Genomic DNA, 17,961 nt, shown 5'->3' on the forward strand with positions numbered 1-17,961 from the left:
CTCACATGAGGCAATAGGACTCTCGATCTTCAGCGACAATCTCCCGCTTGGCGTTGTACAGCCGGGCACCGGGAGTAAACGCTATCGACTGACCTACCAGCACATAACGTTGGCCGGCTTCGAAATGATCGTAGTTGATGGTCAGGTAGCACAAGCGTTCCGTGGGGCCGTTCATCAAGCTCAGCCCCCCACCACCGGGCACTTCAAAGTCGAATCGAACAATCAGCTCATGGCTACCGGGGGTGACCTGGAAAAAACGCCCGTCGCGCAACCGCTGATTGTCCAGGCGTTCGGCCATCAGCAATTTATCGTTGGGGAATGGCGTAGAAAACTCGACCCAGGCCATCTGCGGATTAACCGCTGGCAACGGGCTCTGACAGCCAGCAACGACGCTTGCAGCAAGTAACAGCATTAACCTGCGCATGTTGATTTTCTCAAGGACTCGTCCTTTAGAATAACGCCGATCAGGTGCGTTGGCAGCCAGCCGGCACACCTTGGCCAATCACTTTTCGCTGCTGATCATAGAGCTTTGCCCACGGCCGAAAGCCGATATTCCCTGCTTTCAGCTGATACCGTTCGCCGGCGTTGAAGTCGTTGAATTTTACGTTTAGCTGGCAGTCACGCCATAGCGTCTCGGCGTCTGGTCCGATGTTGGTTGGTGCGACCGGGAATTGGTAACGGACTGTCAACTCATGGCTACCCGGCTGAACCTCGAAATAGCGCTTGTCGGTGGCGGCCTTGTCATCGACTTCCAGCGCTTGCAGCGCCGTGTCTTCCTGCTTCGAATCCAGGTCGATCCACGCTTGAGCCGGATCATGGGGGGGTAATCCGAATCCAGCACAACCTGCCAGCATCAACAGGCTTCCTGTCAGCATCAACGTGCGCATAGCGGAGCTCCAGTCAGGCGGGATAGTCTTGCGGGCAGACTCTCCAAGGATGATTCATTTTGATCAGGCCGCTTCCAAGCCTTGGGTTACTTGATCGCGTTTTACGCATTTTGTTTCCGGGTGTTCTGTTTTTGTTTCTCAACGGTTGCGCCGGCGTCAGCTATTACGGCCAATTGGCCAGTGGTCAGCTGCAATTGCTGCGAGCACGCGAGCCGATTTCCAGAGTGATTGCCGATCCCGGTCGCGATCAACTATTGCGTGCGCACCTGATTCAATCGCAAAAGGCCCGCACGTTCGCCAGCCAACAGCTGCGGCTGCCGGATAACCAGAGTTACCGCTTGTACGCCGACATTGGCCGGCCGTTCGTAGTCTGGAACGTGTTTGCCACGCCGGAATTTTCCCTGACACCACAAAACCATTGCTTCCCGATCGCCGGTTGCGTCGCCTATCGCGGTTATTACAGTCAGAGCGCGGCCCGCGGTGAAGCTGCGTTGCAACGATTACAAGGTATGGACGTGTCGATCGGCGGCGTCGAGGCTTATTCGACGCTCGGCTGGTTCAACGATCCGATTATCAGTTCGATGATGGCCTGGGGTGACGAACGATTGGCCACGCTGATCTTCCATGAACTGGCGCATCAACGTTTTTATGTGAAGGACGACACCGAGTTCAATGAGTCTTTCGCCACCTTCGTCGAACAGGAAGGCACCCGCCAATGGCGTGCATTCCGCGGCCTGGCACCGGACAGCGGCGCGCAGGTGCAGCAACGGGACCAGTTCATTCAATTGGTTCTGGAGACCCGCACGCGACTCGAACGGCTGTACACCCTGCCCCTGCCCGCCGACCAGATGCGCCAGCGCAAAGCCGACGAGTTCGAACGACTGCGCGGTGAATACCGGCAACTGCGCGACAGCCGATGGGCTGGGGACAAACGCTATGACGCGTGGATCAATGCGCCGATGAACAATGCCCGGCTGTTGCCATTTGGGCTGTACGACCAATGGGTGCCGGCGTTTGCGGCGTTGTTCAGACAAGAGGGGGGGAATTGGGTGAAGTTTTATGCGGCAGTCGAGCAGCTTGGCGCGTTGCCGGTGGGTGAGCGCAAGGTGGCGTTGAAGGCATTAGCAGACAAAATCTCCGTCGACTGAACTGCCGCCATCGCGGGCAAGCCTTGCTCCTACGGGGCCCGTCGTGCCCACCATTGCGACTTGACGAGAATCTGTAGGAGCAAGGCTTGCCCGCGATGGCGTCCGCAAGGATTCGCTAGCGTTGGTTCACAACCAAATAGCATCCCACAACGGATAATCCCCAACCCTCTCGACCAATCCCGCTCGCAATGGATTGGCGACGATGTATCGCGCAACCGCCTGTAGATCTTCTTCCTTACGAATGGCGCGATCGTGGAGTCCCGGCTGCCAAATCGGACCTTCTCTCTGAAGCGCCCGGTTTAATGTGACCGTTGTACGTGATTTCGTGCGGGCCATCAGGGTCGGCAAGGAAATGTTTTGAAGTTCGATCAGCCAATGGAAATGATCCGGCATGACAACCCAGGCCAATGAGTTGGCGAATTGCTCTTGTTGAGCCTTTTGAAATGCATCGACTACTAATCGACCCGTTTGAAAACTGGAAAAAACAGGCTGGCGGTTTCGAACGACAGCTGTCAGCAAATAGATTTGTCCCTCCTCGGAGTAACGTCCGGAACGTAGTCGGTGGGCATGATGCTGGCTTGGCATTGATGATCCTCCTTGATCGTGGCCTGAGTCAGAGAGGCTAGAACGGCAAAAGAGGATAGGGGGTAAAATAGTTGCTCAGGATGTGTCGGCAAAGACGCCATCGCGAGCAAGCTTTGCTCCTACGGGAGGCGACTTGACGAGAATCTGTAGGAGCAAGGCTTGCCCGCGATGGCGATAGACCTAACGCTGCAAAAACGCCTGATGCATCTCTTCCAGCGTCTCGAAGTGCCAGGTCGGGGCTTCTGCGCTCAACTCTTCCCGGCTGCCAAAACCATAACCAACAGCCGCTGCATCCAGCCCGTTACTGCGCGCACCGATCAGGTCGTGTTTACGGTCACCGATCATCAGGGTGCTGGCCGGGTCCAGGCCTTCTTCAGCCATCAAGTGGGCGATCAGCTCGACTTTGTTAGTCCGGGTTCCATCCAGTTCGCTGCCATAGATCACTTTGAAGTACTTGGCGAAGTCGAAGTGCCGGGCAATTTCCCGGGCAAAGATCCACGGTTTGGACGTCGCGATGTACAGCTGTCGCCCTTGCCCGCCGAGGGTTTCCAACAGGGGTGTGACGCCGTCGAATACGCGGTTCTCATACAGGCCGGTGACCTTGAAGCGTTCGCGATAGAAGTTCACCGCTTCCCAGGCCTTGGGCTCGTCGAAGTCGTAGAACTGCATGAACGCCTGCAACAGCGGCGGACCGATGAAGTGTTCAAGTTTGCTCAGGTCGGGCTCATCGATGCCCAGTTTGCTCAAGGCGAACTGGATCGAACGGGTGATGCCCTCGCGCGGATCGGTCAGGGTGCCATCGAGGTCGAACAATACGGTTTGGTAATGCATGTTGAATCCTGAATAAGGGCGCAGGGTCAGAGCTGGTCGTAGCCTTCGGCCAGATGCAAATTCTTGAGCTTCACGTAGTTCGCCGCGCTGTAGGTGAAAAAGGCTTTTTCCTTGTCAGTCAGTGGCCGGACCTGTTTCACCGGGCTGCCCACATAAAGGAAGCCGCTTTCCAGGCGCTTGCCCGGTGGCACCAGACTGCCAGCGCCGATGATCACATCGTCGTCGACCACCGCACCGTCCATGACGATGCTGCCCATGCCGATCAGAATCCGACTGCCCACGGTGCAGCCGTGGAGCATGACTTTATGCGCGATGGTCACATCGTCGCCGATCAGCAACGGAAAGCCATCGGGATTGAATGGCCCGGCGTGGGTGATGTGCAGCACACAGCCGTCCTGCACGCTGGTGCGCGCGCCGATACGGATGCGGTGCATGTCGCCACGAATCACCGTCAGCGGCCAGACCGAGCTGTCTTCGCCGATTTCAACGTCGCCGATCACCACCGCCGAACCGTCGACAAAGGCGCCTTTGCCCAGTAGCGGCGTGTGGTTCTGATACTTGCGAAGGGTCACGATAGGGTTTCTCTCTGTTGCTGATAGCTGCGGTGAGCGTCGATTGTAATTAAGATGGCGCAATGTTTCTTCCAGCCAAGGTGCCAACCGTGAGCGTGAACAACCCTCTTTTGCAGTCCTACGACCTGCCGCCGTTCTCGGCGATCCGTGCCGAACACGTGCAACCGGCTATTGAACAGATCCTGGCTGACAACCGCGCCGCCATTATCGAGATCCTCAAAGTCCAGGGCAAACAACCGACCTGGGCCGGCCTGGTGCTGGCGATGGACGAACTGAATGATCGACTGGGCGCCGCCTGGAGCCCGGTCAGCCACCTGAATGCTGTGTGCAACAGCGCCGAATTGCGCGAAGCCTACGAGTCCTGCCTGCCGGCCTTGAGCGCCTACTCCACCGAATTGGGCCAGAACCGCGAGTTGTTCGAGGCGTTCGAAGCGCTGGCGAACAGTCCCGAAGCTGCCGGTTTCGAGGTGGCGCAGAAAACTATCCTGGAACACTCCCTGCGCGACTTCCGTCTGTCGGGTATCGACCTGCCGGAAGCCGAACAAAAGCGTTACGCCGAAGTGCAGAGCAAATTGTCGGAGCTGGGCAGCCGCTTCTCCAACCAACTGCTCGACGCCACTCAGGCCTGGACCAAGCACGTCACCGATGAAGCCGCCCTCGCCGGCCTGACCGATTCGGCCAAGGCGCAAATGGCCGCGGCGGCACAGGCCAAAGGCCTGGAAGGCTTCCTGATCACCCTGGAATTCCCGAGCTACTACGCGGTGATGACCTACGCCCAGGACCGCGCCCTGCGCGAAGAAGTCTACGCCGCCTACTGCACCCGTGCGTCGGACCAAGGCCCGAATGCCGGTCAGAACGATAACGGCCCGGTCATGGAAGAAATCCTCGACCTGCGTCAGGAACTTGCAAAACTCTTGGGCTTTGCCAGCTTCTCGGAGCTGAGCCTGGCCACCAAAATGGCCGAATCCAGCGATCAGGTGCTGAGTTTCCTGCGCGATCTGGCCAAGCGCAGCAAACCGTTCGCCGTCCAGGATCTGGAACAGCTCAAGGCGTACGCCGCCGAACAAGGCTGCCCGGACCTGCAAAGCTGGGACAGCGGTTTCTACGGTGAAAAGCTTCGCGAGCAGCGCTACAGCGTGGCCCAGGAAGCCCTTCGCGCGTACTTCCCGATCGATAAAGTGCTGGGCGGTCTGTTCGCTATCGTTCAGCGCCTGTACGGCATCGAAATCGCCGAACTGAAAGGCTTCGACACCTGGCACCCAGATGTTCGCCTGTTCGAAATCAAGGAAAACGGCCAGCACGTCGGCCGCTTCTTCTTCGACCTCTACGCCCGCGCCAACAAGCGTGGCGGTGCCTGGATGGACGGCGCCCGCGACCGTCGCCGCACGATCAGCGGCGTATTGCAAAGTCCGGTGGCGAACCTGGTGTGCAATTTCACCCCGGCCGACAGCGGCAAGCCAGCGCTGTTGACCCACGATGAAGTGACCACCCTGTTCCACGAATTCGGTCACGGCCTGCATCACCTGTTGACCCGCGTTGAACACGCCGGCGTATCCGGCATCAACGGCGTGGCCTGGGATGCGGTCGAGCTGCCAAGCCAGTTCATGGAGAACTGGTGCTGGGAGCCGGAAGGTCTGGCGCTGATCTCCGGTCACTACGAAACCGGCGAACCGCTGCCTCAGGACCTGCTGGAGAAAATGCTCGCCGCGAAGAATTTCCAGTCCGGTCTGATGATGGTCCGTCAGCTGGAGTTCTCGCTGTTCGACTTCGACCTGCACGCCACCCACGGTGACGGCCGTAGCGTGGCGCAGGTACTTGAAGGTGTGCGCGACGAGGTGTCGGTCATGCGTCCACCTGCCTACAACCGCTTCCCTAACAGCTTCGCTCACATCTTCGCCGGCGGTTATGCGGCGGGCTACTACAGCTACAAATGGGCTGAAGTGCTGTCGGCGGATGCCTTCTCGAAATTTGAAGAAGAAGGCGTGCTCAACGCCGAGACCGGCCGCGCCTTCCGCGAAGCGATCCTGGCGCGCGGTGGCTCCCAGGAACCGATGGTGCTGTTCGTCGACTTCCGCGGACGTCCGCCGTCGATTGACGCACTCTTGCGCCACAGCGGCCTGAGTGAGGTCGCGGCAGCATGAGCGAGGGTCCTGTGATCACGAAAAAACGCTTTATCGCCGGGGCAGTCTGCCCGGCCTGCAGCGAGCCGGACAAGTTGATGATGTGGAACGAAGACGAAGTCCCACACCGCGAGTGCGTGGCCTGCGGTTATTCCGACACGTTGAATGAACAAGGCCTGTCGGTACCCAAGGAATTGGGCACGCGGGTCAACACTTCAGCGCTGAAAGTGCCGGACGCCAAGGTTCAGGCCGTGCAGTTTTTCCCGAACCCGAAGCTGAAGAAAAAGCCTGACGAGCAACACTGAGCCAACACCACCTTCCACTCCTGAATCGAGTGGAAGGTGGTATCTATCTACCACCTTTGCCCTGCGCTTCCTTTATAGGCTGACCACATTCAGCCTCTACTCAAGGAAGACGCCATGCCCGACACCAATCCGCTTTTGCAGGCCTGGGACCTGCCGCCCTGGTCGGAGGTCCGCACCGAACACCTCGTGCCGGCAATCACAGCCATCATTACCGACAACCGGCAGGTCATTGCCGAAACCATCATCAGCCAATCCGTACTCCCCAATTGGGATGACCTGGTTCTGGCCATCGATGAAATCGATGCGCGCCTGAGCGAGGCTTTGGGCATCATTCAGACCTTGTCGATGACGAAACACAACGATACCGCCTGGAACACGGCGGCTGCTGCATGCAACGACGCCGGAGCGCAGTACCGATCCGAAAGATTGAGCAATCGTCCGTTGTTTGAGGCATACCGGCGATTGGCGAACAGTTCGATCGCCCTCAACTTCGATGCACCGCGCAAGGCCGCACTGGCCAAGATTCTGCGCAAATTTCAATTGTCGGGAATCGAATTGCCCCTGGCGCAACGGGAAAAGCTGGCCCGGTTGAACCTCGACATTGATCGGCTCGAAAAGCTGTTTCTCATCCATCTGAAAAGCGCCAACGCTGCCTGGACCAAGCACGTCGATGACGTTGCGGTACTGGAAGGTTTATACCCCACCGTAAAAAATCGTCTGAGACACCTGGCCAAAGAAGCAGGACATGAAGGCTGGCTGATTCCCCTGGATGAAAACACCTGCCAGCAAATCATGAGGTACGCCGAAAATCGGGCATTGCGAGAAGAATACTTCGTGGCGTACTCCACGCGTGCGTCCGATCAAGGCCCGCATGCCGACGAATTCGATAATGATCCTGTACTGACGTTGCTGCTTTCGCTGCGCCACCAGAAAGCCGAACTGCTAGGTTTCGATAATTTCGCGCAACTGCCTCTGACCACCGCAGCGGCCGAGTCCACCGATCAAGTTCATCGCTTTCTGCGTCGGCAAGTGACATTGAACACACCGTCCCTTGCACAGGATTCAAAGGAGCTACAAGCGTTTGCGCTCGAACGTGGCATCTCTGAAATACACGCCTGGGACCACGAATTTCTCGCTGAAAAACTGCGCCACCATCGTTTCCCTGAAGCCCTGAAGAATCTGCGCGACTATTTTCCCCTGGACGGCACCTTGCGACGATTCTGCCTGTTCTGCGAACGCCTGTTCGGGATCCGGATCCTCGAGCAGGTTGAATTCAGTCGCTGGCATCACGACGTGCGCCTGTTTGAGATCAGCGAGCATGGTCAGACCATCGGGCATATTTATCTTGACCCGTTCCACCGCAAAGAAGCGCCGGATTATGCCTGGACCGGCACGCTGCGAAACCGACGAAGAAACGCCGAAGGCCGCGTAGCGCTACCGATTGCCGATCTTCACTGCAACTTCACGCCTGGGGTCGACGGCCATCCGTGCCTGCTTGAGCACAAGGATCTGCGGGTGCTTTTTCATGAGTTCGGTCACTGTCTGCAACAGGTGCTGACGAGTTCGCCGCATCACAACCTTTCCGGCATTTCCCAACTGGGGCGCGATACGGCGGAGTTCGCAGGGCAAGTATTCGAGCAGTGGTGTCTGTCACGGGAGTTTCTATTATGGCTGGGTGCCCACCACCAAAGCGCTGAACGCTTGACCGAGGTGCAGGTAGACGCGGCACTGTCAGCCCTCGAAACCCAGGCCAGCCGACAAGCCGCACTCTTGCTGACGGGTGCAATGTTCGATTTCGAAGTGCACCACAGCCAAGGCGATGGTCGTAGCACCCAGCAAGTATTCGAAGACGTTCAGCGTGAGGTTCCCCACGTGCAACTGCCGTCTTATTGTCGGTTCGCAAACAGCTTTGACTACATGGTGACCGGTTACGCAGCCTCCGTTTACGCCTACACGTGGTCAGGCGTACTGGCCATCGAAGCCTTCAAGCGATTCCGTCAGGATTGGGTCTTCAATGCGCAAACAGGGCGAGCCTTTCGCGAGGCGTTTTTTTCTCCGGGCGATTCGCGCTCCTTGCTGACTGCCCTGGAAGCGTTTCTTGAACGGCCGATCGCCGAAGATCTGTTCGCGCTTTCGTCAGAGACCGTTACCCGCTGAGGCAACGGTTTACTCGACGTGGGCCGATTTGAACCAGCTCTTCATCGAGCAACTGGCGAACGGGCTCGTGCTGCAATCGCCGTTGGCCAGCGCGGTGCGGAGCTTGTCGACATCGGCCTGCATCATGTAACGGATGCCGTCCTTGAAATGAGTGCTGTCACCAAAGCCGCCCTGGGTCATTTCGTTCAGGGCGTCTTCCTTGCTCCAACCCTGCACAACAACCCGGTACATAGCCGCCATCAGGCCCGTGCGGTCCGAACCATGCTTGCAGTGCATCAGCACCGGTCCCTTGGCTTCGGCAGTCTTGATCGCGCGTAGGGCTTTGAGTACATCCGCATCATCCACATGGTTGGTGCGATAGGGCAGCTGTACCTGTGCGATTCCTGGCGTCGATAACCAGCTTGAATCCGACTCGGGCAGGAAATTGATAACGGTCCCGACCTTGAGTTTTTCCAGTAACGGCACAGCGCCTCTGTCGGGCAATGCACTGCGATAGAGCGTCGGGGACATTTTGAAGAGGTTGTACTGCACCTCGACCGATTGAGCCCACTCCGCAGGTCGGGGCAATGCACTGTCGTCGGCAAGGGCCAGCGTCAGGTTTAAAAGTGCGGCCAGCGACAGGCAGATCGCTGGGATACAACGCGATAGAGACATGCTCGGGGTGACCGTTCAGGAGAGTTGGAAAGATGACGCCGAGCTTCCCCCCCTAGCAGTCAAAGGCCTGTGAGCCGTCTGTCAAAGAATCGTGAATCAGCCGATCGCTTTCGTCGCAAAACCGAGGTTTTTTAGCTGAATCGGTTCATCTTTATGCTTAGCCTGCTACCATTTGTTTCTCCATATTACCGATGCGCCCTATTGCTCCCCGCTTGCTGGCGATCTTCATCGGTGCCAAAACGAAAAGTCGTCCTGCAAGACGGCTGAAAAACCGCTATGCCTGATGAGGTGCCCCCCCTATGTCCGATCAAGATCGAGACAACCCGCGGCGTGAGTTTTTGCGCAAATCCCTGACCTTGATCCCGGTGGTCACCGTTGCCAGCACCGGTCTGGGCAGCACGGTCCTGATGGCCGCGCCCGAAGCAGCCCCGGCCAGTTCCGGCAAAGCGCCGGTCAGCACCAGCACCTATGAACCCAGCTACTTCACCGCCGAAGAATGGACGTTCATCAAAGCAGCTGTCGCGCAGCTGATTCCGAGCGATGCCCAAGGGCCAGGCGCCCTGGAAGCCGGTGTGCCCGAATACATCGACCGTCAGATGAACACGCCTTACGCGGCCGGCGCGCTGTGGTTCATGCAGGGACCGTTCAACGCAGACGCCGCTCCAGAAATGGGCTGGCAGAGCAAATTGGTGCCCAAAGAGATTTATCGACTGGGTATCGCCGCCACGGATGCTTGGTCGAAAACGCTCAACGGTAAAGTATTTGCTGAGCAAGACAGCGCTACCCGAGACGATTTACTCAAGCAACTAGAGGTCGGAAAACCTCAGTTCGACAGTGTTCCAGCAAAGATTTTCTTCAACCTGCTGCTGCAAAACACCAAAGAAGGGTTCTTCTGCGACCCCATTCATGGCGGCAATAAAGGCATGGTCGGCTGGACCATGATCGGCTTCCCCGGCGCCCGCGCCGATTTCATGGATTGGGTGGAACGCAACGAGCAATACCCCTTCCCGGCAGTTTCGATTCGCGGCGAGAGGGCGTAAGCATGGCAACGGTAATGAAGAAGGTCGACGCAGTGATCGTCGGTTTTGGCTGGACGGGCGCGATCATGGCCAAAGAGCTGACAGAAGCCGGCCTGAATGTGCTGGCGCTGGAGCGCGGGCCGATGCAGGACACTTACCCCGATGGCAACTATCCACAGGTGATCGACGAACTCACCTACAGCGTGCGGAAAAAACTCTTCCAGGACATTTCCAAGGAGACCGTGACCATTCGCCATAGCGTGAATGACATCGCGCTGCCGAACCGCCAACTGGGCGCCTTCCTGCCCGGCAATGGTGTCGGCGGCGCCGGTTTGCACTGGTCCGGCGTGCACTTTCGGGTCGACCCGATCGAGTTGCGCATGCGCAGCCACTATGACGAACGCTACGGCAAAAGCTTCATCCCCAAGGACATGACTATCCAGGACTTCGGCGTCAGCTATGAAGAGCTGGAGCCGTTTTTCGATTACGCCGAGAAGGTCTTCGGTACGTCGGGTCAAGCCTGGACCGTGAAGGGTCAATTGGTCGGCGAAGGCAAGGGCGGCAACCCTTACGCGCCGGATCGTTCGAATCATTTCCCGCTGGAATCGCAGAAGAACACTGTTTCCGCACAGCTGTTTCAGAAAGCGGCCACCGCAGTGGGTTACAAACCCTACAACCTGCCCTCGGCCAATACGTCAGGCCCCTACACCAACCCTTACGGCGCACAGATGGGCCCGTGCAACTTCTGCGGTTTTTGCAGTGGTTATGTCTGTTACATGTATTCCAAGGCATCGCCGAACGTAAACATTCTGCCGGCGCTCAAACCGCTGCCCAATTTCGAGCTGCGGCCCAACTCCCACGTACTGCGGGTCAATCTCGACAGCACCAAGAGCAAGGCGACAGGCGTGACCTACATCGACGGTCAGGGCCGGGAGATCGAGCAGCCGGCAGATCTGGTGATCCTCGGTGCCTTCCAGTTCCACAATGTGCGGCTGATGTTGCTTTCGGGTATCGGCAAACCGTATGACCCGATCAGCGGCGAAGGCGTGGTCGGCAAGAACTTCGCCTACCAGAACATGGCCACCATCAAGGCCTACTTCGACAAAGACACCCACACCAATAACTTTATTGGTGCCGGCGGTAACGGCGTGGCGGTGGACGACTTCAACGCCGACAACTTCGATCACGGGCCCCATGGCTTCGTCGGCGGCTCGCCGATGTGGGTCAACCAGGCCGGCAGCCGACCGATCGCAGGCACATCCAACCCGCCGGGCACTCCGGCCTGGGGCAGTGCCTGGAAACGTGCCACCGCCGATTACTACACCCATCAAGTGTCGATGGATGCCCACGGCGCGCATCAATCCTACCGTGGCAACTACCTCGATCTGGACCCCGTGTACCGCGATGCCTACGGCTTGCCGCTGTTACGGATGACCTTCGACTGGCAGGAAAACGACATCAAGATGAACCGCTTCATGGTCGAGAAAATGGGCAAGATCGCCGAAGCGATGAGCCCCAAGGCCATCGCCGTACTGGGCAAGAAGGTTGGCGATCACTTCAACACCGCGTCTTACCAGACCACCCACCTCAACGGTGGCGCGATCATGGGCACCGACCCGAAAACCAGCGCTCTGAACCGTTATTTGCAGAGCTGGGATGTACACAACGTTTTCGTCCCTGGAGCGTCAGCTTTCCCACAAGGTCTGGGCTACAACCCTACCGGCCTGGTGGCAGCGTTGACCTACTGGTCGGCCCGAGCGATCCGCGAGCAGTACCTGAAAAACCCCGGCCCGCTGGTTCAGGCTTAAGGAGCGATGACCATGAAAGCACTTGTTATCGCGACCCTGGCGCTGCTCGGTTGTGGCTCGGTCAACGCCGCAGAAATCGATCAAAACCTGATCAAACAAGGCGAGTACCTCGCTCGAGCGGGTGATTGCGTGGCCTGCCACACCGCCAAGGACGGCAAGCCGTTCGCCGGTGGCCTGCCGATGGAAACGCCGATCGGGACGATCTACTCCACCAACATCACGCCGGATAAAACCGGGCTGGGCGACTACAGCTTCGAAGAATTCGACAAGGCCGTGCGTCATGGTGTCGCCAAAAACGGTAGTACCTTGTACCCGGCCATGCCCTATCCGTCCTACGCCAGCGTCAACGAAACCGACATGAACGCCTTGTATGCCTACTTCATGCACGGCGTGGCGCCTGTCGCTCAGGAGAACAAGGCCAGCGACATTCCCTGGCCTTTGAGCATGCGCTGGCCGCTTGCGGGTTGGCGCTGGATGTTTGCCCCGGCTGTGGCGGACTACAAAGCGGCACCCGGCGAAGATGCCGTGGTCAGTCGTGGGGCTTATCTGGTGGAAGGCCTCGGACATTGCGGCGCATGCCATACGCCACGCGCCCTGACCATGCAGGAAAAAGCCCTGAATGCAGGCGAAGGCAGCGCATTTCTGTCAGGCAGTGCGCCACTGGAAGGCTGGATCGCGAAAAGTCTGCGCGGCGATCACAAAGACGGCCTCGGCAGCTGGAGCGAAGAACAACTGGTGCAGTTCCTCAAGACCGGTCGCAGTGATCGCAGCGCGGTGTTTGGTGGCATGAGTGACGTGGTGACGCACAGCATGCAGTACATGACCGACAACGATCTGACCGCGATTGCCCGTTACCTCAAGTCCTTGCCGGCGAGTGATCCCAATGATCAGCCGCACCAGTACGACAAACAGGTCGCACAGGCACTGTGGAACGGGGACGACAGCAAGCCCGGCGCTTCGGTGTACATCGACAACTGCGCGGCCTGTCACCGTACCGATGGCCATGGCTACACCAAAGTGTTCCCGGCACTTGCGGGCAACCCGGTGTTGCAGTCACAGGATCCGACGTCGCTGATTCACATCGTGCTCAAGGGCGGCACCTTGCCAGCGACTCACACGGCGCCTTCGACCTTCACGATGCCCGGGTTCGCGTGGCGCTTGTCGGATCAGGAAGTGGCGCATGTGGTGAGTTTCATCCGCAGCAGCTGGGGCAACGGCGGCTCGCCGGTCAAGGCGAGTGAGGTAGCAGACCTGCGCACGAATGATATGAAGACCACGTCGGCCGACGATCTGGGGCAAATCACCCAGCAGAACTGACTGCCCAGCGGCACTAGTCAGATGAAGAGCGCCTCTATACTGTATATAAAAACAGTGCAGAGGCGTTTTCATGTCCACCCCTCTTCCTCCACGCGGCCGCGGCACCGCCACCAACCCGCACAACCGTTTCGCGCCGAATCGCTCGGTGGCCGAGGATGACGGCTGGTATCAGGAAGCGCCGATCACCCAGGGCACCGAGGTGCGCATCGAAACGGCGAAAACCATCATCACTCGCAACAACTCGCCGGACTTGCCCTTCGATCGCTCGATCAATCCCTATCGCGGCTGCGAGCACGGTTGCATCTATTGCTACGCGCGGCCCAGCCACGCTTATTGGGACATGTCGCCAGGGCTGGATTTCGAAACCAAACTGATCGCCAAGACCAACGCCGCCGATGTACTGGAAGAACAACTGTCCAAGCGCGGCTATCAATGTGCGCCGATCAATCTGGGCTCCAATACGGACCCTTATCAACCGATCGAACGCGAACACAAAATCACCCGCAAAACCCTCGAAGTCCTGCTGCGTTATCGTCACCCGGTGACCATCATTACCAAGGGCTCGCTGATTCTTCGGGATCTGGACCTGCTGGCCGAACTCGCCGAGCAAAGGCTGGTGGCGGTGATGATCAGCCTCACCACCCTGGACGACGAACTCAAACGCATCCTCGAACCGCGCGCCGCGGCACCCAAGGCTCGGTTGCGGGCGATCCGCGTGATGCGTGAAGCGGGAATTCCGGTGGGCGTTCTGTGCTCGCCGATGATTCCAATGATCAACGACAGCGAACTCGAAAGCCTGCTCACCGAAGCACATGCCGCTGGGGCGCAAAGTGCGGCCTACATGATGCTGCGCCTGCCACTGGAAGTTGCACCGCTGTTCGAAGAATGGCTGGCGGCCCACTATCCTCAGCGTGCCGCGCATGTGTTGAGCCTGATTCGCCAGAGCCGTGGCGGCGAGCTCTACGACAGTCGCTTCGGTGCCCGGATGCGTGGCGAAGGGCCGTTTGCCGATCTGCTGGCGCAACGATTTGCCAAAACCATCAAACGCCTGGGGCTCAATCGTCGGGAAGGTTTCAATCTGGACTGCGAAGCCTTCTGTCCGCCGGGTCGCCAAATGTCATTGATTTGAGGACAATTGGCCTATGGTTGAGTAGTGGGAAATGCACTTTGCCACTACGCCGGTCACGTTTTTTGTGACCTGGAACACACGTTCTAGAGCGTTTTATTCAGTTTGAGTTAAGTTTCGGCCGCTACCTTGTTCATCGAGTGACTGATGGGTCGAGATTCTCGGCCTGGATGTTTTTTAAACAGCCACTGGCTTCACACCGGACAAAACGGGAAAATTCCCTGACTCCGCCAAAGAGGATGAATCATGAGTGACAAGGATAAACAGCCGTTGGCTGCGTCGGCTTCAGCCCACCCGGAGGCGGAAACCGCCGATGCAGCGCTGCAGCATATCGTTGACGGCTTTTTGCATTTTCATCACGAAGTTTTTCCACAGCAGGAAGAACTCTTCAAAAAACTCGCCACGGCCCAGAGCCCCAGAGCGATGTTCATCGCCTGCGCCGATTCGCGCATCGTTCCTGAGCTGATCACCCAAAGCGCCCCCGGCGATCTGTTCGTCACCCGTAACGTCGGCAACGTTGTGCCGCCTTATGGGCAAATGAACGGCGGTGTTTCCACGGCAATCGAATACGCCGTTCTGGCCCTCGGCGTGCAACACATCATCATTTGCGGGCATTCCGACTGTGGCGCGATGCGCGCAGTGCTCAACCCGCAAAGCCTGGAAAAAATGCCGACGGTCAAAGCCTGGCTGCGTCATGCCGAAGTGGCAAAAACCATGGTCCAGGAAAACTGCCATTGCGCTGACGAAAACGAAAGCATGCACGTCCTCACCGAGGAGAATGTGATCGCCCAGCTGCAGCATTTGCGCACGCACCCGTCGGTAGCCTCGCGCATGGCCAATGGTCAGCTGTTTATCCATGGTTGGATCTACAACATCGAAACCAGCGAAATCAGAGCTTACGACGCGGACAAGGGTTGTTTCCTGCCGCTCGATGGCAGCCATCCGATTCCGGTGGCGACGCCCAAAGCGCGCTTCTAAATCCTCCTAAATTATTGTGTGGTTTAGCCAAGGCTGCCGATCAGGCAGCCTGGCTTCGCCACGCCTGAAGAAAACTTCGGGAGAGTCACCATGCGTGCTGCTCAACTTAAAGCTGTTCTGCCACGGGAGCTGCTGGCGTCCGTGGTTGTGTTTCTCGTCGCCCTGCCCTTGTGCATGGGCATCGCCATCGCCTCGGGGCTGCCGCCGTCCAAAGGCTTGATCACCGGGATCATCGGTGGCTTGGTGGTGGGCTGGATTGCCGGTTCGCCACTGCAAGTCAGCGGCCCGGCGGCTGGTTTGGCGGTTCTGGTGTTCGAACTGGTGCGCCAGCACGGTATCGACATGCTCGGCCCCATCCTGCTACTAGCCGGTTTTCTGCAACTGGTGGCCGGGCGTTTGAAGCTGGGCTGCTGGTTCCGGGTAACGGCGCCGGCGGTGGTCTACGGCATGCTCGCCGGGATTGGCGTGCTGATCGTGTTGTCACAGGTGCATGTGATGCTCGACGCCGTGCCCAAGCCTTCCGGGCTGGATAACCTGGCAGCCTTCCCGGCTGCCGTCGTGCAGGCCTTGCCCTCCTTCGGTTGGCAAGCCGGGTTGCTCGGACTGTCGACGATTGCGGTGATGTGGCTGTGGGAGAAATTCCGCCCCCATTCCCTGCGCTTCATTCCCGGCGCACTGCTTGGGGTAGGCCTGGCGACTGTCGCCAGCCTGGTGCTCGCCTTGCAGGTCAAACGAGTAGAAGTCCCGGCCAACCTAGCGGAGGCCATCGACTGGCTGAAACCCGCAGATTTACTCAACCTGGCGGACCCGACGCTGCTGATTGCCGCATTTGCCGTGGCGTTTATCGCCAGCGCCGAAACCCTGCTCTCGGCCGCCGCGGTGGACCGTATGCACAGCGGCCAGCGCTCAGACTTCGACCGGGAATTGTCGGCTCAAGGCGTAGGCAACATGCTTTGCGGTCTGCTCGGCGCACTACCGATGACCGGCGTGATCGTGCGCAGTTCGGCCAACGTCCAGGCCGGCGCCACCACGCGAATGTCGACGATCTTCCATGGCCTGTGGCTGCTGGCTTTCGTGTTGCTGCTGTCCAGCGTGCTGCAAAGCATTCCGGTGGCGAGCCTGGCGGGCGTTCTGGTTTACACCGGCTTCAAGCTGGTCGACCTCAAGGCCTTCCGCGGTCTGGGCCGTTATGGGCGGATGCCGATGTTCACCTACGCGGCAACAGCCCTGGCGATCATCTTCACCGACCTGCTGACCGGCGTGCTGATCGGCTTCGGCCTGACCCTGGCCAAACTGGCCTGGAAGGCTTCGCGGCTGAAAATCAGCCTGATCGATCTGCCCAAGGACGGCGAAATGGAATTGCGATTGATAGGTGCAGCGACCTTTCTCAAAGTGCCGGCGCTGACCCAAGTGCTGGGGACCATTCCGGCAGGCGCGACGGTGCATGTGCCGCTCAATAACCTGAGCTACATCGATCACTCGTGTCTGGAATTGCTGGAGGAATGGGGTCGGGCCAATGCGGCCAAGGGATCAAAACTGTTGATTGAAGCGCGGGGATTGAAACGCAGGTTGGAAGGGCGATTGCGGACCACTACCGGCGTAGGTTCCACCGCTTGAATCGCCTTGTAGGAGCCGAGCTTGCTCGCGATGACGGATTTACATTCGACATTGATGCCGACTGATACACCGCATCGCGAGCAAGCTCAGCTCCTACAGGGGGATTGCGTTGATCTATGGATCAAGCCGCGGGCTGATCCAGTTCCAGGCCGACGCCCAGTTGGCGCGACAGGCACGGCCAGCGCTTCCATGCAGCGCCGGTGTCCGGGCTGTTGAGTTTCTCGCGGTAGGCCTCCACCGATTCCAGCGCGAAACTGTCTTCGTTGAGCATCTCGTCCACGGCGTGATGCACCGCCTCATCCAGTTGATTGGCGAACTCCTCGCCGATCAGTTGGTGGGCAATCAGGTTGGCAACAGTCATGTCCAAGGGGATCAGTGGCTGGCCAAAATGCTTGATGTACAGGTCATTGACCTCTTCGACCAGGCGGTGCGCCAGATAGGCTTCGTCCAGCAGGCTGTCCAGACCAACGTGACCGGCCATGATCGCCGGTGGCTGGAGGAAGAACTGCTCGGCGATTTTCAGCACCGGTTTGATCTGTGATTCGATACCCGCTTCCCTGGCGACTTCATTGGCTGCATCCAGCAGGTCCGGCACTTGCTCTATATACGCGGCCACAAAACGCGTCATCACGCCGTTGGCGTCGACATCCGGCAATTGGATGGCGGAGTGAAGGTGTGGCAGTTGGGTTTCCAGCTGACGAGTCAGCAGGCCGGTTTCGGCTTCGTGTTGTTGGGCTTTTTGGATCTGCTCGCGCAATGCGGCGGTGTTCATGAAAACTCCAGGAAACAAAGGCAATGAAATAGGGAAGACATAACTTAGCTGGCATACGAAAAATG

General features: G+C 58.5%; 17 protein-coding genes. 10 read left to right on the plus strand and 7 right to left on the minus strand.

Annotated features, from left to right (window positions below; genetic code table 11):
- Position 1 precedes the first annotated feature (1 nt).
- Together PMI27_RS14355 and PMI27_RS14350 are read right to left on the minus strand one after the other, a co-directional pair.
- The gene (locus tag PMI27_RS14355; RefSeq protein WP_008152510.1) at positions 2–424 is read right to left on the minus strand and encodes a PA0061/PA0062 family lipoprotein; all 423 of its coding nucleotides are present in this window, start codon (positions 422–424) and stop codon (positions 2–4) included.
- A gap of 40 nt (positions 425–464) precedes the next feature.
- Positions 465–887: a PA0061/PA0062 family lipoprotein gene (locus PMI27_RS14350; RefSeq protein ID WP_008152509.1), complete on the minus strand. Its 423-nt coding sequence runs from the start codon at positions 885–887 to the stop codon at positions 465–467.
- 59 nt (positions 888–946) lie between these two features.
- On the opposite strand from PMI27_RS14350, the gene PMI27_RS14345 reads away from it, so the two are divergent.
- Positions 947–2,035, plus strand: coding sequence for an aminopeptidase (locus PMI27_RS14345; RefSeq protein ID WP_008152507.1), 1,089 nt, complete (start codon positions 947–949; stop codon positions 2,033–2,035).
- Between the two features lie 126 nt (positions 2,036–2,161).
- Here PMI27_RS14345 and PMI27_RS14340 read toward each other — a convergent pair whose 3' ends face one another.
- The 3 genes from PMI27_RS14340 to PMI27_RS14330 all read right to left on the minus strand — a co-directional run bounded on the left by PMI27_RS14340 (position 2,162) and on the right by PMI27_RS14330 (position 4,023).
- Positions 2,162–2,620, minus strand: coding sequence for an REP-associated tyrosine transposase (locus tag PMI27_RS14340; protein WP_008152504.1), 459 nt, complete (start codon positions 2,618–2,620; stop codon positions 2,162–2,164).
- A 180-nt stretch (positions 2,621–2,800) separates the two neighbouring features.
- Positions 2,801–3,451 (minus strand): HAD family hydrolase, encoded by a 651-nt coding sequence (locus tag PMI27_RS14335; protein ID WP_008152502.1) that lies wholly within the window; start codon positions 3,449–3,451, stop codon positions 2,801–2,803.
- Between the two features lie 26 nt (positions 3,452–3,477).
- Positions 3,478–4,023: a gamma carbonic anhydrase family protein gene (locus PMI27_RS14330; protein ID WP_008152500.1), complete on the minus strand. Its 546-nt coding sequence runs from the start codon at positions 4,021–4,023 to the stop codon at positions 3,478–3,480.
- A 62-nt stretch (positions 4,024–4,085) separates the two neighbouring features.
- Between PMI27_RS14330 and prlC the strand changes: the two genes are divergently transcribed.
- The 3 genes from prlC (at position 4,086) to PMI27_RS14315 (ending at position 8,605) form a co-directional block, all read left to right on the plus strand.
- Entirely contained in the window at positions 4,086–6,164 is a 2,079-nt protein-coding gene (prlC, locus tag PMI27_RS14325; RefSeq protein WP_177327863.1) for an oligopeptidase A, read from the plus strand.
- Positions 6,161–6,448, plus strand: coding sequence for a YheV family putative zinc ribbon protein (locus PMI27_RS14320; protein WP_008152496.1), 288 nt, complete (start codon positions 6,161–6,163; stop codon positions 6,446–6,448). Before prlC ends, PMI27_RS14320 begins: the two co-directional genes overlap by 4 nt.
- A gap of 114 nt (positions 6,449–6,562) precedes the next feature.
- The gene (locus PMI27_RS14315; RefSeq protein ID WP_008152494.1) at positions 6,563–8,605 is read left to right on the plus strand and encodes a M3 family metallopeptidase; all 2,043 of its coding nucleotides are present in this window, start codon (positions 6,563–6,565) and stop codon (positions 8,603–8,605) included.
- Positions 8,606–8,614: 9 nt separating this feature from the next.
- Here PMI27_RS14315 and PMI27_RS14310 read toward each other — a convergent pair whose 3' ends face one another.
- Positions 8,615–9,259, minus strand: a complete 645-nt coding sequence (locus tag PMI27_RS14310) for a phosphatase domain-containing protein (RefSeq protein ID WP_008152493.1) — start codon at positions 9,257–9,259, stop codon at positions 8,615–8,617.
- 299 nt (positions 9,260–9,558) lie between these two features.
- Here PMI27_RS14310 and PMI27_RS14305 point away from each other — a divergent pair, with 299 nt between their 5' ends.
- The 6 genes from PMI27_RS14305 (at position 9,559) to PMI27_RS14280 (ending at position 17,124) form a co-directional block, all read left to right on the plus strand.
- Positions 9,559–10,299, plus strand: coding sequence for a gluconate 2-dehydrogenase subunit 3 family protein (locus tag PMI27_RS14305; RefSeq protein ID WP_008152491.1), 741 nt, complete (start codon positions 9,559–9,561; stop codon positions 10,297–10,299).
- 2 nt (positions 10,300–10,301) lie between these two features.
- On the plus strand, positions 10,302–12,086 hold the full coding sequence (locus PMI27_RS14300) for a GMC family oxidoreductase (protein WP_008152489.1): 1,785 nt from the start codon (positions 10,302–10,304) through the stop codon (positions 12,084–12,086).
- A gap of 12 nt (positions 12,087–12,098) precedes the next feature.
- The gene (locus PMI27_RS14295; RefSeq protein ID WP_008152487.1) at positions 12,099–13,403 is read left to right on the plus strand and encodes a c-type cytochrome; all 1,305 of its coding nucleotides are present in this window, start codon (positions 12,099–12,101) and stop codon (positions 13,401–13,403) included.
- 70 nt (positions 13,404–13,473) lie between these two features.
- The gene (locus PMI27_RS14290) at positions 13,474–14,532 is read left to right on the plus strand and encodes a PA0069 family radical SAM protein (RefSeq protein WP_008152485.1); all 1,059 of its coding nucleotides are present in this window, start codon (positions 13,474–13,476) and stop codon (positions 14,530–14,532) included.
- Positions 14,533–14,775: 243 nt separating this feature from the next.
- A complete protein-coding gene (locus tag PMI27_RS14285) occupies positions 14,776–15,507 on the plus strand; it encodes a carbonic anhydrase (protein ID WP_008152483.1) in 732 nt (243 codons plus the stop codon).
- 90 nt (positions 15,508–15,597) lie between these two features.
- On the plus strand, positions 15,598–17,124 hold the full coding sequence (locus PMI27_RS14280; RefSeq protein ID WP_008152482.1) for a SulP family inorganic anion transporter: 1,527 nt from the start codon (positions 15,598–15,600) through the stop codon (positions 17,122–17,124).
- A gap of 121 nt (positions 17,125–17,245) precedes the next feature.
- Here the strand turns inward: PMI27_RS14280 and PMI27_RS14275 are convergent, their stop codons facing one another.
- The gene (locus tag PMI27_RS14275) at positions 17,246–17,896 is read right to left on the minus strand and encodes a hypothetical protein (protein ID WP_008152480.1); all 651 of its coding nucleotides are present in this window, start codon (positions 17,894–17,896) and stop codon (positions 17,246–17,248) included.
- Positions 17,897–17,961: the final 65 nt, after the last annotated feature.

This window comes from Pseudomonas sp. GM41(2012) (assembly GCF_000282315.2).
Classification (GTDB): Bacteria; Pseudomonadota; Gammaproteobacteria; order Pseudomonadales; family Pseudomonadaceae; genus Aquipseudomonas.

Coding starts and splice junctions, on each gene's coding strand:
- PMI27_RS14355 (WP_008152510.1), bottom strand. CDS start 424: ATGCGCAGGTTAATGCTGTTACTTGCTGCAAGCGTCGTTGCTGGCTGT.
- PMI27_RS14350 (WP_008152509.1), bottom strand. CDS start 887: ATGCGCACGTTGATGCTGACAGGAAGCCTGTTGATGCTGGCAGGTTGT.
- PMI27_RS14340 (WP_008152504.1), bottom strand. CDS start 2,620: ATGCCAAGCCAGCATCATGCCCACCGACTACGTTCCGGACGTTACTCC.
- PMI27_RS14335 (WP_008152502.1), bottom strand. CDS start 3,451: ATGCATTACCAAACCGTATTGTTCGACCTCGATGGCACCCTGACCGAT.
- prlC (WP_177327863.1), top strand. CDS start 4,086: ATGTTTCTTCCAGCCAAGGTGCCAACCGTGAGCGTGAACAACCCTCTT.
- PMI27_RS14320 (WP_008152496.1), top strand. CDS start 6,161: ATGAGCGAGGGTCCTGTGATCACGAAAAAACGCTTTATCGCCGGGGCA.
- PMI27_RS14315 (WP_008152494.1), top strand. CDS start 6,563: ATGCCCGACACCAATCCGCTTTTGCAGGCCTGGGACCTGCCGCCCTGG.
- PMI27_RS14310 (WP_008152493.1), bottom strand. CDS start 9,259: ATGTCTCTATCGCGTTGTATCCCAGCGATCTGCCTGTCGCTGGCCGCA.
- PMI27_RS14305 (WP_008152491.1), top strand. CDS start 9,559: ATGTCCGATCAAGATCGAGACAACCCGCGGCGTGAGTTTTTGCGCAAA.
- PMI27_RS14300 (WP_008152489.1), top strand. CDS start 10,302: ATGGCAACGGTAATGAAGAAGGTCGACGCAGTGATCGTCGGTTTTGGC.
- PMI27_RS14295 (WP_008152487.1), top strand. CDS start 12,099: ATGAAAGCACTTGTTATCGCGACCCTGGCGCTGCTCGGTTGTGGCTCG.
- PMI27_RS14290 (WP_008152485.1), top strand. CDS start 13,474: ATGTCCACCCCTCTTCCTCCACGCGGCCGCGGCACCGCCACCAACCCG.
- PMI27_RS14285 (WP_008152483.1), top strand. CDS start 14,776: ATGAGTGACAAGGATAAACAGCCGTTGGCTGCGTCGGCTTCAGCCCAC.
- PMI27_RS14280 (WP_008152482.1), top strand. CDS start 15,598: ATGCGTGCTGCTCAACTTAAAGCTGTTCTGCCACGGGAGCTGCTGGCG.
- PMI27_RS14275 (WP_008152480.1), bottom strand. CDS start 17,896: ATGAACACCGCCGCATTGCGCGAGCAGATCCAAAAAGCCCAACAACAC.